Origin of the sequence: Burkholderia sp. B21-005, assembly GCF_020843965.1 — a bacterium.
Lineage (GTDB): Bacteria > Pseudomonadota > Gammaproteobacteria > Burkholderiales > Burkholderiaceae > Burkholderia > Burkholderia ambifaria.
In genome coordinates this window covers 382,468-396,879 of sequence record NZ_CP086301.1, presented here as the reverse complement: position 1 = coordinate 396,879, position 14,412 = coordinate 382,468, and the positions used below count along the sequence as shown (strand labels likewise).

Annotated in this window: 17 protein-coding genes, 1 tRNA gene and 1 pseudogene; 5 read left to right on the top strand and 14 right to left on the bottom strand. The window is 62.7% G+C overall.

Annotated features, from left to right (window positions below; genetic code table 11):
• Positions 1 to 33 precede the first annotated feature (33 nt).
• Both tssK and icmH read left to right on the top strand, forming a co-directional pair.
• Positions 34 to 1,380 carry a type VI secretion system baseplate subunit TssK gene (tssK, locus tag LMA02_RS01885; protein WP_228906639.1) on the top strand — a complete coding sequence of 449 codons (1,347 nt, stop codon included), beginning with the start codon at positions 34 to 36 and terminating at the stop codon, positions 1,378 to 1,380.
• Positions 1,377 to 2,159 (top strand): type IVB secretion system protein IcmH/DotU, encoded by a 783-nt coding sequence (gene icmH / locus LMA02_RS01880; protein ID WP_228906637.1) that lies wholly within the window; start codon positions 1,377 to 1,379, stop codon positions 2,157 to 2,159. The genes tssK and icmH overlap by 4 nt, the downstream gene beginning before the upstream one ends.
• A 92-nt stretch (positions 2,160 to 2,251) precedes the next feature.
• On the opposite strand, the gene LMA02_RS01875 is transcribed toward icmH, so the two are convergent.
• The 4 genes and pseudogenes from LMA02_RS01875 to LMA02_RS01865 all read right to left on the bottom strand — a co-directional run.
• Positions 2,252 to 2,569: a DUF7716 domain-containing protein gene (locus LMA02_RS01875; RefSeq protein ID WP_228906636.1), complete on the bottom strand. Its 318-nt coding sequence runs from the start codon at positions 2,567 to 2,569 to the stop codon at positions 2,252 to 2,254.
• A 462-nt stretch (positions 2,570 to 3,031) separates the two neighbouring features.
• Entirely contained in the window at positions 3,032 to 3,430 is a 399-nt protein-coding gene (locus LMA02_RS01870) for an SMI1/KNR4 family protein (protein ID WP_228906635.1), read from the bottom strand.
• On the bottom strand, positions 3,420 to 3,515 hold the full coding sequence (locus tag LMA02_RS35495; protein ID WP_416378655.1) for a hypothetical protein: 96 nt from the start codon (positions 3,513 to 3,515) through the stop codon (positions 3,420 to 3,422). Before LMA02_RS35495 ends, LMA02_RS01870 begins: the two co-directional genes overlap by 11 nt.
• A gap of 80 nt (positions 3,516 to 3,595) precedes the next feature.
• Positions 3,596 to 3,913, bottom strand: a pseudogene (locus tag LMA02_RS01865) (type IV secretion protein Rhs); the annotation flags it as partial.
• A 233-nt stretch (positions 3,914 to 4,146) separates the two neighbouring features.
• On the opposite strand from LMA02_RS01865, the gene LMA02_RS01860 reads away from it, so the two are divergent.
• A complete protein-coding gene (locus LMA02_RS01860; RefSeq protein WP_166722057.1) occupies positions 4,147 to 4,947 on the top strand; it encodes a transporter substrate-binding domain-containing protein in 801 nt (266 codons plus the stop codon).
• An 82-nt stretch (positions 4,948 to 5,029) separates the two neighbouring features.
• On the opposite strand, the gene LMA02_RS01855 is transcribed toward LMA02_RS01860, so the two are convergent.
• A complete protein-coding gene (locus LMA02_RS01855) occupies positions 5,030 to 5,233 on the bottom strand; it encodes a hypothetical protein (protein ID WP_006757125.1) in 204 nt (67 codons plus the stop codon).
• 503 nt (positions 5,234 to 5,736) lie between these two features.
• On the opposite strand from LMA02_RS01855, the gene LMA02_RS01850 reads away from it, so the two are divergent.
• Positions 5,737 to 6,333, top strand: coding sequence for a hypothetical protein (locus tag LMA02_RS01850; protein ID WP_228906633.1), 597 nt, complete (start codon positions 5,737 to 5,739; stop codon positions 6,331 to 6,333).
• A gap of 83 nt (positions 6,334 to 6,416) precedes the next feature.
• Here the strand turns inward: LMA02_RS01850 and LMA02_RS01845 are convergent.
• The 7 genes from LMA02_RS01845 to LMA02_RS01815 all read right to left on the bottom strand — a co-directional run bounded on the left by LMA02_RS01845 (position 6,417) and on the right by LMA02_RS01815 (position 11,558).
• Positions 6,417 to 6,492, bottom strand: a tRNA-Thr gene (locus LMA02_RS01845).
• A gap of 19 nt (positions 6,493 to 6,511) precedes the next feature.
• A complete protein-coding gene (locus LMA02_RS01840; RefSeq protein WP_228906631.1) occupies positions 6,512 to 7,033 on the bottom strand; it encodes a ClpXP protease specificity-enhancing factor in 522 nt (173 codons plus the stop codon).
• Positions 7,034 to 7,104: 71 nt separating this feature from the next.
• A complete protein-coding gene (locus tag LMA02_RS01835) occupies positions 7,105 to 7,716 on the bottom strand; it encodes a glutathione S-transferase N-terminal domain-containing protein (RefSeq protein ID WP_006400565.1) in 612 nt (203 codons plus the stop codon).
• Between the two features lie 94 nt (positions 7,717 to 7,810).
• Positions 7,811 to 8,569: a cytochrome c1 gene (locus tag LMA02_RS01830; protein ID WP_166722059.1), complete on the bottom strand. Its 759-nt coding sequence runs from the start codon at positions 8,567 to 8,569 to the stop codon at positions 7,811 to 7,813.
• Positions 8,570 to 8,590: 21 nt separating this feature from the next.
• A complete protein-coding gene (locus tag LMA02_RS01825; RefSeq protein ID WP_228906628.1) occupies positions 8,591 to 9,973 on the bottom strand; it encodes a cytochrome b in 1,383 nt (460 codons plus the stop codon).
• On the bottom strand, positions 9,973 to 10,593 hold the full coding sequence (petA, locus tag LMA02_RS01820) for a ubiquinol-cytochrome c reductase iron-sulfur subunit (RefSeq protein ID WP_175758682.1): 621 nt from the start codon (positions 10,591 to 10,593) through the stop codon (positions 9,973 to 9,975). The genes LMA02_RS01825 and petA overlap by 1 nt, the downstream gene beginning before the upstream one ends.
• Positions 10,594 to 10,811: 218 nt before the next feature.
• The gene (locus tag LMA02_RS01815; protein WP_228906626.1) at positions 10,812 to 11,558 is read right to left on the bottom strand and encodes a Nif3-like dinuclear metal center hexameric protein; all 747 of its coding nucleotides are present in this window, start codon (positions 11,556 to 11,558) and stop codon (positions 10,812 to 10,814) included.
• A 21-nt stretch (positions 11,559 to 11,579) separates the two neighbouring features.
• Between LMA02_RS01815 and LMA02_RS01810 the strand changes: the two genes are divergently transcribed.
• Entirely contained in the window at positions 11,580 to 12,785 is a 1,206-nt protein-coding gene (locus tag LMA02_RS01810) for a Do family serine endopeptidase (RefSeq protein ID WP_166722062.1), read from the top strand.
• A gap of 264 nt (positions 12,786 to 13,049) precedes the next feature.
• Here the strand turns inward: LMA02_RS01810 and tatC are convergent, their stop codons facing one another.
• Both tatC and tatB read right to left on the bottom strand, forming a co-directional pair.
• Positions 13,050 to 13,835, bottom strand: coding sequence for a twin-arginine translocase subunit TatC (gene tatC / locus LMA02_RS01805; protein WP_006751793.1), 786 nt, complete (start codon positions 13,833 to 13,835; stop codon positions 13,050 to 13,052).
• 41 nt (positions 13,836 to 13,876) lie between these two features.
• On the bottom strand, positions 13,877 to 14,407 hold the full coding sequence (tatB, locus tag LMA02_RS01800) for a Sec-independent protein translocase protein TatB (protein ID WP_166722063.1): 531 nt from the start codon (positions 14,405 to 14,407) through the stop codon (positions 13,877 to 13,879).
• Positions 14,408 to 14,412: the final 5 nt, after the last annotated feature.

Here is a 14,412-nt window from a genome sequence, read left to right as displayed (position 1 = left end):
TTACATCGCAACGCCACATTAACCGGATTTGACATGAGTTATTCGGCCAAGGTGCTGTGGGGGGAAGGGCTGTTCCTCCGGCCTCAACACTTTCAGCGGCAGGACGCCTACCACGAGGCGCGCCTGTTCGAATCCATCCAGGCGATCCAGCCGTACAACTGGGGCGTGCGCTCCGTGCGCATCGACCGCGATGCGCTCGGCAGCAACGTGCTGCGCGTGGCCGAGCTCGCGCTCGTGTTCCCGGACGGCGCGCTGTATGCCGCGCCGCAGGCCGACGACCTGCCGCCGCCGATCGCGCTCGACACGCTGCCCGACGGCATCAACGAATTCGTGTTCTACCTCGCGCTGCACCCGCTGCGCGAGAACGGCACCAACTACAGCGACGATCCGGCCGCCGGTTTCATGACGCGTTTCGTCAGCGAGCAGACGAGCGTCGCCGACAACTTCACCGACGCCGCCGAAGCCGACATCACGTTCCTGAAGACCCAGGTCAAGCTGATCGCGCACAGCGAGCCGCGCGACCAGCTGCTGTCGGTGCCGCTCGTGCGCGTGCGCCGCACCGCGACGTCCGGCTTCGAGATCGACGACAGCTTCGTGCCGCCGTGCCTCGCGATCGAGGCTTCGCCGATCCTGCACCAGCGGTTGCGCCAACTGGTCGACGCGCTGCAGGCGAAGGTCAACGCGCTGTACGGCTTTCACCGCGAGCCGTCGAAGAACATCATCGAGTTCCGTTCGGGCGACATCGCGTCGTTCTGGCTGCTGCACACCGCGAACGCCGCGTTCGCGACGCTCGCGCATCTGCACCAGCATGCGGCGCTGCATCCGGAACGACTGTTCCAGGAACTGTTGCGCCTCGCGGGGCAATTGATGACGTTCTCGAAGGGCTATACGCTCGCCGACCTGCCCGTGTATCGCCACGACGATCCGGGCCCGAGCTTCGCGCGTCTCGACCTGATGCTGCGCGAGCTGCTCGACACCGTGATCTCGACGCGCTACTTCGCGATCACGCTCGACGAGGTGCGTCCGTCGTTCCACCTCGGCCGCCTCGATTCCGGCAAGATCGACGACAAGACCGAGTTCTACCTGGCCGTGTCCGCCGACATGCCGAACGTCGAGCTCGTCGATGCCGTGCCGGCCCGCTTCAAGGTCGGTGCGCCTGACGACGTCGACAAGCTCGTGCTGTCGGCGATGCCCGGCGTGCGGCTTGCGTACACGCCGCAGGTGCCGCCCGCGATCCCCGTGCGGCCGGGCGCGTGCTATTTCTCGCTCGATTCGCGCGGCGCGCTGTACGAGCGCATGCTGCAGGCCCAGTCCGCGATGATCTACGCGCCGACTGGCATCAATGACCTGAAATTCGAACTGATCGCGGTCACCTCATGAGCTACGCGCCCTCCCTGTTCGGCGACAACACGCCGGCACCGTTGCAGACCCCGGCGTCGACCGACGCCGCGTTCCAGGCCCGTTCGCTGGTCGACCTGCTGTACGACGGGTTCTTCATGCTGTTCCTGCTCAAGAACGGCCGCGAGCCGGACAGCGCGAGCGAGTTCAGCACGAAGATCCAGGAATTCCTGTCGGATTTCGAGCGCGGCGCGAAGAAGCTGAATATCGCTGCGGAAGACGTGTACGGCGCGAAGTTCGCGTATTGCGCGGCGGTCGATGAAATGGTGCTGTCGTCGCAGTTCAAGATTCGGGCCGACTGGGAGCGCCGGCCGCTGCAGCTCGTGCTGTTCGGCGAGCAGCTCGCGGGGGAGAAGTTCTTTCAGTATCTCGAGGAATGTCGCGCGCAGGGCGCGGCGCGGCTGCAGTCGCTCGAGGTGTTTCATATGTGCCTGCTGCTCGGGTTCCAGGGCAAGTATCTGCTCGAGGGGCCGGAGAAGCTGGCTTATCTCACCGCGCGGCTGGGCGACGAGATCGCGCATATGAAAGGCAAGCGCGCACCGTTCGCGCCGCATTGGCCGCTGCCCGACCAGATCGCGCATCGGTTGAAGCGCGAGGTGCCGGTTTGGGCGATCGGGGCGGTGTTCGCGCTGGTCGCACTGCTGGGGTATCTCGGGCTCAATACGTATCTGAAGGACAAGACGCTGCAGGCGTTGGCGCCTTATTCGCAAGTCGTCAAGGTCGGGCCGGAGTCTGCGAATTTGACGATTTCGTTGCCTTGAGGGGCAGGCTTCGTTCCGCGCTGATGCTTCATCAAAAAGGGACCGCTCAGCGGTCCTTTTTTACTGTGGCGCGTGGCACGTTGCGCGCGTCGTCAGAGCAGGATGAACTCGTCGTTGTCGACGTAGAACACGAATGCATCGAACAATTGCGCGACTGATGGTTCGTCGACCTGGTCATGTGCGTTGATCACGATGTCCTCGATCGTCGCGCTGTTCAGCGTGACGCGCCAGCCGGGTTGCGGGGCGGTGGCGGGCGGCATGTCGGCTTCAGTGTGGTCGGCGTCTTCGATGAATACGCCTTCTGTATCGAGCGTCCATGGCGTCGGCGGCAGACAGAGCCATCCGGAGAAATCGCCGGGGTGTTCGAGAATGTGCTTCAGCGACGCGGTGGTCGCGGTGGTGGTCGACATGGGTAGTGCGTTTGTAACGAGGATGAGTTTTGCTGGGCGCCGCAGTGTCACGTTGGCAGGCCGTCATTATGCCGATTCCGCGACGGGGAAATTGGTCGGGCTTGATCATCCTGCGTCGCACGAGTGCCGAGGGAAGCGACTCGCCGACAACACCCTTGGAAGCCCATCATCTTCTAGCACATCAAAATTCGAGCAATGTCCTCAAGCTCATCAACGGAAAAATCACTCACAGCCTCAAGAGAAACTCCGTAATCCAGATCAAATTTCACATTGAAATATTTTCCCATATACGCGCAACACAAAACATCAGCCTCCGGTAGACAGACGACTTTTTCGAGGGCAATCCCCCCCTCCCCCCGAGCAATGCACTGCGAACGCTCTCGAAATCCAGAGCATCCAAATCCTTAGAATTAAATTCCCGCATCGTTAAGTACCTTATCGCAGTCAAGATCGGTCCTGATCTCACCTCTCCCCAAGCGTCAAGCCTTTGAGCTTCACCAACAGATCGGTAAGTGAATCGGCCGATCTCTCCAGGAACTTTGGATTCGTTACGCCCATTCCTACTTCAAACACCTCTCCGGCAGCATTGATCAGAATTGCTTGACCGCCGCTATCATCGCCAATCATGAAATATCCAGGAAGGTACTTCTGGACTTCATATTCGATATTTCGCTCAGGCAAAACTTCTATCTCATGCAGGGCCAAGCAGCCAGTCGAATTGAGCCCATTGGTAATTAGAAGAAAGTCAACGTACTCTTTAGGAAAAGACAGTCCGACCTTCGCCTCCGCAGCATGAATCTGGGCAAGCAGCGCGGGAACTCTCAGTTCGAAGTGCTGGCTAAGATTCGCTCTATTTGGCATTGAAAGATCCAAAACAGTCAAAATGCTTGTAATTTTGCCGCATAGCTCGCCTCACGACATCTTCTGGAACACCTGCTGCCCTCATCCGTCTAGCGGCCTCATTGAATTCCGTGCGTACATCCGTATTGATTTCGGAATGCCCGTTGCATACCAGAGATTTGAGCAGTCCTCGATCCGCGACAACTGTCCCGCCGCGACATAACGATACCGCCGCTCGGCGAGCGGCGCGGGCGACGTCGACCGTTGAATCGTCTGCTGCAGCACGCGCCCTGCCGGATCGCAGTGCGTGCGCTGCCCGACCGTGCTTGACAGCACGCGCACCGTCTCGCGATGAAGATCATCGCGCTCGAACTGCACGCGCTCCTCACCATCGAGCAGCATCCGGTGCGCATGGCCGGAACCGTACATCAACCAGTCGACGGCATGCCCGTCCGGCCGCACAGTACGTCGCCGGTTGTCGAGTTCGTCGTATTCGTGATGCCAATGGCACGAAACGGAAATGACCCTGATTTAAAGGCGCATTTCTAAACGCATGAGATGCCGCGTCGTCACTCTGCACTGCACCCGCCGCCCGCTGAAATCGATTGCAATCAGGGCCAATTCGACTTTCGGCACGGGCCGGTTGCGAGTAGTGTCTACGTGCCCGTATTCCGGCCCAGCCCGGGCACGCTCGATGCCCGGCGCACAATTACCACACTGAACACTGGAGATCTGCGATGAAACGTTCGAAGTTTCTGCTGTCGGGCCTGCTGCTCGCGTCGGCCCTCGGTTTCACGGCCGTCGCCGCGCACGCGGAAGACCTGCTCGACTCGGTTAAGAAAGCCGGCGTGCTGCGCGTCGGGCTCGAAGGCACGTATCCGCCGTTCAACTCGCGCGGCACGTCGGGTCAGCTCGAGGGCTTCGACGTCGACGTCGCGAATGCGGTTGCCGGCAAGCTTGGCGTGAAGACACAGTTCATCCCGACCGAATGGAGCGGGATCATCGCGGGGCTGCAGGCCGGCAAGTTCGACGTGATCGTCAACCAGGTCACGATTACGCCGCAGCGCAAGGAAGTGCTCGACTTCAGCGAGCCGTACACGTACTCGGCCGCGCAGCTGATCCAGCGCAAGGACGACACGCGCAACTTCAAGTCGCTCGAGGATTTCAAGGGCAAGAAGCTCGGCGTGACGCTCGGCACCAACTACGACCAGATGGCGCGCAGCGTGCCGGGCATCGAGGTGCAGACGTATCCGGGCGCGCCGGAAAAGCTGCGCGACCTCGCCGCGGGCCGGATCGAGGCGACGCTCGACGACCGCCTGATGCTGCCGTACATGATCAAGACGTCGAACCTGCCGCTGCGCTCGGGCGCGGTGCTGAACGGCGGCAAGCAGGAGATGGCGATCCCGTTCCGCAAGGGCAATCCGAAGTTCGAGAAGGCGATCAACGATGCGCTGGATTCGCTGCGCAAGGAAGGCACGTTGAAGAAGATCTCGATGCACTGGTTCGGCAGCGACGTGACGGTGCCGCTCGCGCAGTAAGCGGTTCGCCGCGCTTTCATCGCGTCACGTCCTTCGCTGCGGCGAAGGCGTGACGCGCTTCTGCAGTTCTGTTCGTTTCCCCTCAAGCAGCTTCGTCAAAGCGCGCGAGCAGCAGCTGTCCGATCGGCGTCAGCGCCGGGCGTGCAGCCACCGCATTCACGCGTACCTGCGTATCGTCAACGAGCCGCTTTTCGACGAGCACGGCGAAAGCCGGGTTCGATGGGTCGACGCTGTCCGGCGCGCGAGCAATGCGCAGCAGCATCGAAAATTCATGTGGACTCAGCATGGTCCGTGTCTCCTGATCGTCCGCGATCCAACTCAATCGGCGTCGATCGTGTTTTCGAATGGAATAGCGCGGTGCATGGTCGATGCGCTGTCGGGAGCGAGATCCCGGTTGGCCGCTTGCGCGACGCGGGCACGGCGTCGCGTGCGGAGTGCGCACGCCCGGATCGCGACGACGGCGCCGCAACGGGAATGTGCAACGTTAGGGGCGCAGCATGACGCCGGCGTGACAGGGAAACGGGGGCGTAGCGATGCGTGCTGGCTGGCAGAATTGCGGGGCGCGGGAGGCGGGAGATGCCGCCGGCCGGCTACGCGCATTCGCGACGATTCAGGCTTCGGGCGGACATGTTCGGCGCCGGTTAGCGACATGCGCGGCAGGATTACGTTTTGACAGATGTTGGACGATGCGTTGGCAAACCGCGCGACGTACACGACAATCACGCGAACACTCGGCGCACGGCTGCATGGCCTCGATGCCGACGCGAGGATTTGCCCGACAGGCCAACTATGAAAACAATACGTGGAATCGCAGTGTGCGTCGTTGCAGCGCTGGTGAGCGGCTGCGTTGCGACACCCAATCTCCTCGGCGAGGGCACGGCGGGCGCTACGCCAACGCAGGCGAGCGGCATTCTGATCGTCGTGGACGGCAGGATGTTCGACGCGCCGTCGTTCGGTAAGGAGGGCCGCGCCTATCTGGTCGGACTGGGCGAAGGCATCCAGGGCGCACTGGCGGACGTGCCGACGAAAGTCGTGGAACTCGACGTGATGAAATTCGTGAATCCGGTACCGTCCGCGCTGCAGGCCATGAGCCCAAGTCACACGATCCGCTTGTTCACGGAGTCCGACATGATGCGCTACGGCACGCCCATCAGCGCGACGTGGCAGATGGAGGTATCGGACGTTACGACTGCACCGGTGCCGGCGACCAACGACAAACCCGGTGGTACCCGCTATACGATCAAGCCGATCTACAAGGCACGCGCCAACGGAGAAACGTGTCTCGATTCCGACAGCCTCGCCCGGAAGTGCGGTGTGGCGATGGGGAAAATGTTCGGTGAAACCTTGCGTGCGGCGCACGTGGTGCGAATCGGAACGGGGACGTAAGTCGGCGGCGCTCAGCGCGTTGTTGGTGATTGCGCCGAAACGAAAAAAGGGGCTACGGAAATTCCGTAACCCCTTTTCGGATTTGGTGCCGGCTGCAGGACTCGAACCCGCCACCTGATGATTACAAATCAACTGCTCTACCAGATGAGCTAAGCCGGCGTAAGCGCGAGATTCTACCTCATTTCACGATCTTGAGGCGAGGTCTGCTACCGCCTTTCGAGCCGTCGCCGTCGGTTTTCGGCGGTTCGTCGGCGCCTTCGGACGGCTCCTCGTTCGCGCCGACATCGACGACAGGCGTCAATACGGCAGGCGACTCGTCACGCGACGCCTCATCGGCCTGCGCGGCATCGTCTTCGAATGCACCCGAATCCTCGCCCTCACCCGCCACCGCGTCGACCTGGAACGCCATCCCTTGCCCGTTCTCCCGCGCGTAGATCGCGAGCACGTTGGCCACCGGAATCTCGATCTTGTGCGCCTTCCCGGAGAACCGGGCGGTGAACTCGATCCACTCGTTACCCATCTGCAGCTGGCTCGTCGCCTCGAAGCTGATGTTGAGCACGATCTCGCCGTCACGCACGAACTGACGCGGCACGCGCGTCGAGTTGTCGACCCTCACCGCGATATGCGGCGTGTAACCGTTATCGGTGCACCACTCGTACAGCGCGCGCAGCAGATATGGCTTCGTTGAAATCTCTTGCATCACAATCCTCGAACCCGGAGCGGGCACGCGGCACGCCGCGCCGCCCGCTCCGTCATGCCTTCATTGCATCATCAACGACGCATGACCTTTTCGGACGGCGTCAGTGCTTCGATATAGGCCGGGCGGCTGAAGATCCGCTCGGCGTACTTCATCAGCGGCGCGGCGTTCTTCGACAGCTCGATGCCGTAGTGATCCAGACGCCACAGAAGCGGCGCGATCGCGACGTCGAGCATCGAGAACTCCTCGCCGAGCATGTACTTGTTCTTCACGAAGATCGGCGCGAGCTGCGTCAGGCGATCGCGGATCGCAAGGCGTGCCTTCTCGTGATTCTTCTCCGCTGCCTTGCCCTTCTCGTTCTCGAGCGTGCTGACGTGAACGAACAGCTCCTTCTCGAAGTTGAGCAGGAACAGGCGTGCACGTGCGCGCTGCACCGGGTCGGCCGGCATCAGTTGCGGGTGCGGGAAGCGCTCGTCGATGTATTCGTTGATGATGTTCGATTCGTACAGAATCAGGTCGCGCTCGACCAGAATCGGCACCTGACCGTACGGGTTCATCACCGAGATGTCTTCCGGCTTGTTGAACAGGTCGACGTCACGGATCTCGAAATCCATGCCCTTCTCGAACAGCACCAGCCGGCAACGCTGGGAGAACGGGCAAGTTGTGCCGGAATACAGAACCATCATATTTGCGTTTCCTCAAAAAAGCCGAGGGCCGGCACGCGGCGCAACCCCTTTCACGGGTTCCGCCTTGCGCCGGCCCCACGCCGGTCAGGCGTGTTTACTTGATATCTTTCCAGTAGGCGGCATTGAGCCGCCAGGCCAGGAAAGTCAGGACACCGAGAAAGACCAGCACCCACACGCCGAGGCGTTTGCGGGTCTGCTGGGCCGGCTCGGACATCCATGTCATATAGGCCACCAGGTCGGCCACCGCAGCGTCATAGTCCGGCGACGATAACGTCCCCGGCGTGACCTGCTGGAAGCCGACGAGCGTGTGGGCCTTCTCGCCCGTCTCCTCGTCCGTCTTGTCTTCGAATTTGGCAGTGCGCTGCCCCTGCAGTTGCCACAATACATGGGGCATGCCGACGTTCTCGAACACCGCGTTGTTCCAGCCGGTCGGCCGCGTATCGTCGCGGTAGAAACTCCGCAGATACGTGTACAGCCAGTCGCGGCTGCGCGCCCGCTCCTCGACCGACAGGTCGGGTGGCATGGTGCCGAGCCAGTTCTTCGCGTCTTCGGGCCGCATCGCGACGGACATCGTGTTCCCGACCTTGTCGGTCGTGAACAGGAGATTCGTTTCGATCTCCTTCTGGGATATGCCCAGATCCGTCAGACGGTTGTAGCGCATCAGGTTCGCGCTGTGGCAGTTCAGGCAATAGTTTACAAACAATTGCGCGCCGTGCTGAAGCGAAACGAGATTTTCCGTGTTATCGGGCGCCCGGTCGAGCGGAAAATTACCTTCCGCGCGCACGGCCGGCGCCGCCAGCAGCGCAACGGCCGTCGCCCCGATCAGCGCGAGCGTCGAAAGCAGTTTCTTCATGTCGTTCTCTCCTCGCTCACGTTAATGGGGCTTGAAGCGCACCCGCTCCGGCGGCTGCTTGAACGTGCCAAGCGGCGTCCAGACGGGCATGCCGAGGAAGAACGCGAAGTAGATCAGCGCGCAGCCCTGCGCAATCAGCGTCGCGACCGGCGATGGCGGCCGTGTGCCGAGGAACGCGAGGGTCAGGAACGCCACGACGAATATCCCGAGGAACACCTTGTGGAACAGCGGCCGGTAGCGGATCGACTTCACCGGGCTGCGGTCGAGCCACGGCAGGAAGAACAGCGTGATCACCGCCGAGCCCATCACGACGACGCCCCAGAACTTCGACTCCGTCAGGAACATGAACACGACGATCGCCGCGGCCAGCACCGGCAGGCCGACCTTCCACTTGCCGCGCGCGCGGATCAGCGCGAGCACGCCGAGCAGCGCGATCACGATCATCAGCACGATCTTGAACGGGTCGGTGGTCGCGCGCAGCATCGCGTAGAACGCGGTGAAGTACCAGACCGGCGCGATCTCCGGCGGCGTCTGCAGCGGGTTCGCCGGGACGAAGTTGTTCGACTCGAGGAAGTAACCGCCCATCTCCGGCGAAAAGAACACGATCAGCGCGAACACCATCAGGAACACGCAGACCCCGAAGAAGTCGTGCACCGAGTAGTACGGATGGAACGGGATGCCGTCGAGCGGAACACCGTTCGCGTCCTTCTTCGCCTTGATCTCGATGCCGTCCGGGTTATTTGACCCCACTTCGTGCAGCGCCACGAGGTGCGCGATCACGAGGCCGACCAGCACGAGCGGAATCGCGATCACGTGGAACGCGAAGAAGCGGTTCAGCGTGACGTCGGACACGACGTAGTCGCCGCGAATCCACAGCGACAGGTCCGGGCCGACGAACGGGATCGCCGAGAACAGGTTCACGATCACCTGCGCGCCCCAGAACGACATCTGGCCCCACGGCAGCAGGTAGCCGAAGAACGCCTCGGCCATCAGGCACAGGAAGATCGCGCAGCCGAAGATCCACACGAGCTCGCGCGGCTTGCGATACGACCCGTACATCAGCCCGCGGAACATGTGCAGGTACACGACGACGAAGAACATCGATGCACCGGTCGAGTGCATGTAGCGGATCAGCCAGCCCCACGGCACCTCGCGCATGATGTACTCGACCGACGCGAACGCGAGCGTCGAGTCGGGCTTGTAGTTCATCGTCAGGAAGATGCCCGTGACGATCTGGTTGACGAGCACCAGCAGCGCGAGGGAGCCGAAGAAGTACCAGAAGTTGAAGTTCTTCGGCGCGTAGTACTCGGAAACGTGCTTCTTCCAGGTGGACGTGAGCGGGAAGCGCTGGTCGATCCAGCCGGTGAGACCTGTCGTGGAGACTTCTTTGTTGTCGGCAGCCATCACGCTTCTCCTTTCTCGTCCTTGCCGATCACGAGGGTCGTCGCCGACGTGAACATGTAGGGCGGGATGTCGAGATTCTGAGGCGCCGGCTTGTTCTTGAACACGCGACCGGCGAGGTCGTAGGTCGAACCGTGGCACGGGCACAGGAAACCGCCCGGCCAGTCGTCCGGCAGGTTCGGCTGCGGACCCGGCGTGAAGCGTTGGCTAGGCGTGCAGCCGAGGTGCGTACAGACGGCCATCACGACGAGAATGTTCTTGCGATCGGTCCGCGCGCGATATTCGTTCGCGCAATACGCGGGCAACGGCATCGAATACGGAGATTTCGTGGTCGGATCGGCCACTTCCTTGTCGGCCTTGACCACATCGGCCAGCATCGAATCGGTGCGATTCAGGATCCAGACGGGCTTGCCGCGCCACGGCACCGTGACCATCTCGCCGGGCTTCAGGCCGCTGATGTCGACCTCGACCGGCGCACCGGCCGCTTTCGCTCTCGCGGACGGCGCAAGCGACGCCGCGAAAGGTACAACGGTGGCGACACCTCCCACGCCACCTGCTACGGATGTCGCAATCAGCCAGGTACGGCGGCCGCTGTCGACGCGTTTCTCTTCCTTGTCTCGCATCACACGCCCCACTTCTGAGTTGGATTTTCCGTCACGACTTTCCATTCCGCCGCTAGTTTGCTCGAATGGAGTCGCCATTTACAAGGCCCGGAGATGAAAATCCCTTCGAAGTGGTTGATAGTTAAGGGTTTTCCCGCACTATCGGAGCAATTAAATCATTTCACTTTTAAGCACCTGCTACATTGTGAAATTTCGATGCGCTGCCGCAAATCCGTCGTTCAGACCGGATTATGAATATCGATAAAAAGGTGTTCGATATCGAATTCTTCGGACAAGTGGCGCCCCAGCGCCTGGATTCCGTAGCGTTCGGTGGCATGGTGCCCTGCCGCAACGAACGCGACGCCGCTCTCGGCGGCCGCGTGCGTGACGGATTCCGACACCTCGCCGGTCAGGAACACGTCGGCGCCGGCATCGATCGCGGCATCGAAGTAGCTTTGGGCGGCACCGGTGCACCACGCGATGCGGCGCAACTGCATGTCCGTATCGCCGAGCACAAGCGGCGTGCGGCCGAGCGTGCGCTCGACCTTCGCGACGAAGTGCTCGAGCGTGACGGGCATCGGCAGCGTCGCCAGCCAGCCGAGGTCGCCGTCGCCGAAACGCTGATCGCCGATCAGCCCGAGCTTCTGGCCGAGCTGCGCGTTGTTGCCGAGCTCGGGATGCGCGTCGAGCGGCAGGTGGAACGCGAACAGGTTCAGGTCGTTCGCGAGCAGCAGCTTCAGGCGCTGGTATTTGCGGCCCGTGATCTGCGGCGCCTCGTTGCGCCAGAAATAGCCGTGATGGACGAGCACCGCATCCGCCCCCCATTCGAGCGCGGCTTCGAGGAACGCGACCGACGCCGTCACGCCGGTGGCGATCTTCTCGATCTTGCGGCGCCCCTCGACCTGGAGGCCGTTCGGGCAATAGTCCTTGAAGCGCGCGGTTTCAAGGGTATTGTTCAAGTACAATTCGAGTTCGATCCGATCCATATAAACCTCTAATCCATTCAGATGCTTAGACGCTTCTGGCTGTTCTTCGCGCAGGCGGTGACCGTACTGCTCGCGCTGATGTTCATCGTCGTGACGCTCAAGCCGCAATGGCTGCAACGGCAAGGACAGCTCGGCAAGCAGCTCGCCACGCCGATCGTTGCGCTGCGGGAAGTGGCGCCGGGCATCGGCGGAGCGCCGGCGACCACGTCGTACGCGGAGGCCGCGCAAAAGGCGATGCCCGCCGTCGTCAACGTATTCTCCAGCAAGGACGGCTCGCTGCCGCCCGATCCGCGGGCGAAGGATCCGCTGTTCCGCTACTTCTTCGGCGACCGCAACGCGCGCAAGCAGCAGGACGAACCCGCCGCCAACCTCGGCTCCGGCGTCATCGTGAGCCCTGAAGGTTACATTCTAACGAACCAGCACGTCGTGGACGGCGCCGACCAGATCGAAGTCGCGCTCGCCGACGGCCGCACGGCCACCGCGAAGGTGATCGGCAGCGACCCCGAGACCGATCTCGCCGTACTGAAGATCAACATGACGAACCTGCCGACGATCACGCTCGGCCGTTCCGACCAGTCGCGGGTCGGTGACGTCGTCCTCGCGATCGGCAACCCGTTCGGCGTCGGCCAGACGGTCACGATGGGGATCATCAGCGCGCTCGGCCGCAATCACCTCGGCATCAACACGTTCGAGAACTTCATCCAGACCGACGCGCCGATCAACCCCGGCAACTCGGGCGGCGCGCTGGTCGACGTGAACGGCAACCTGCTCGGCATCAACACGGCGATCTATTCGCGCTCGGGCGGCTCGCTCGGCATCGGCTTCGCGATCCCCGTGTCGACCGCGCGCACCGTGCTCGAAAGCATCATCACGACGGGCTCGGTCACGCGCGGCTGGATCGGCGTCGAGCCGCAGGACGTCACGCCGGAAATCGCCGAGTCGTTCGGGCTCCAGCAGAAGTCGGGCGCGATCGTCGCGGGCGTGTTGCAGGGCGGTCCGGCCGACAAGGCCGGCATCAAGCCGGGCGACATCCTCGTGAGCGTGAACGGCGACGAAATCACCGACACGACGAAGCTGCTGAACACCGTCGCGCAGATCAAGCCGGGCACGTCGACCAAGGTGCACGTCGTGCGCAAGGGCAAGGAGTTCGACCTGAACGTCGTGATCGGCAAGCGCCCGCCGCCGCCGAAGCAGGCGCTCGACGAACAGGACAGCGACAGCGAGTGACATCCGGCGGGCGGCGCGTCTGCGCCGCTTGCTGGCAGCTGGCGGAAACGAAAAACCCCCAAGGGCTGGATTGATGTCCAACGCTTGGGGGTCAACTCGATTCGGCTGCCCTTCCGCTTTGCAACGAAACGCTTTCGTCGCGGTGAAGCCGTGTTCTCGCCCTCACCGCATGCCATTCCGGCCACGCGCCCGGCTTCGATGTGGCTTGCCGAAAGGCCGCATCGACGGCGGCCAGCATGCCGGCCACCGTGCCCCGTTTCCTGCTCAACTGGCGGCGCCGTTCTCCGGCTCGGGTTCTTCCGTCGTTGGCTTCGGCACGAAGAACCGCGCGGCCAGCAGCCCGACCTCGAACAGCACGATGAGCGGCAGCGCGAGCATCAGCTGCGAGAACACGTCCGGCGGCGTGACGACCGCCGCGACGACGAACGCGCCGACGATCACGTACGGCCGCATCTCCTTCAGCTTCTTCAGCGTCAGCACGCCCATCCGCACGAGCAGCACGACGATGATCGGCACCTCGAACGTGACCCCGAATGCGATGAACATCCCGAGCACGAAGCTCAGGTAGTTGTCGATGTCGGTCGACATCTCCGCGCCGAGCGGCGCGTTGTAGTGCGCCATCACGCGGAAGATCGTCGGGAACACGAGGAAGTACGCGAACGCCATCCCGCACAGGAACAGGAAGTAGCTGCTGCCGACGAGCGGCATGACGAGCTTCTTCTCGTGCTGGTACAGGCCCGGCGCGACGAACGCCCAGATCTGGTACAGCACGATCGGCAACGCGATCACGAGCGCGACGAGCATCGTGACCTTCATCGGCACGAAGAACGAGCCGGTGACGTCGGTCACGATCATCCTGCCGCCCTTCGGCAGGTTTTCCATCAGCGGCCGCGCGAGCAGCCGGAAGATGTCGGGCGCCCAGTACACGAGCCCGAGGAACACGACGATCACGGCCAGCCCCGCGCGAATGATGCGATCGCGAAGCTCGACGAGATGGGAAATGAAGGTTTCTTCCGGGGCGTCGCCCGGATTCTGCTGGGGGTCGCTCACACCGGCCCTCGGTAGGATTGACGAGCGAGCATGCGCTCGGCTCAGAGAAAGCGCGTCGGCCGGCGCAGGCTGGCCGGCTGGTGGCGCGCGACACGCGCGGCGCCCGACTGCACGTGCGTGCGACGGGTCGTCGCGCGCTTGTACCAGACAGGCATCGCCGCCTGCTTCACACGCCAGTTGCGGCGCTTGCGCGAGAGCGCGGCCGTACTGCCGCGCCACGACGGCGCCGCAGGCGTGTCGGAGCCGTACGTGCCGGCATCGACCGAGCCTTCGTTAAGACCGCCGACCGCGGAATGCCACGTGTCGTTCAGTTCCTTCTCGTGCTCGCGCAGGTTGTCGTGAATCGTCGTCTCGACATTGCGCGCGGCCGACTCGAAATCGGTCTTCATCGTCCGCAGCGCGTCGAGTTCGATTTCGCGCGAGACCTCGGACTTCACGTCGTTGATGTACCGCTGCGCGCGGCCGAACAATGCGCCTGCCGTGCGCGCGACGCGCGGCAGGCGCTCGGGGCCGAGCACCACGAGCGCGACGACGCCGATCAGCGCCATCTTCGAAAGACCGAGATCCAGCATCGCGT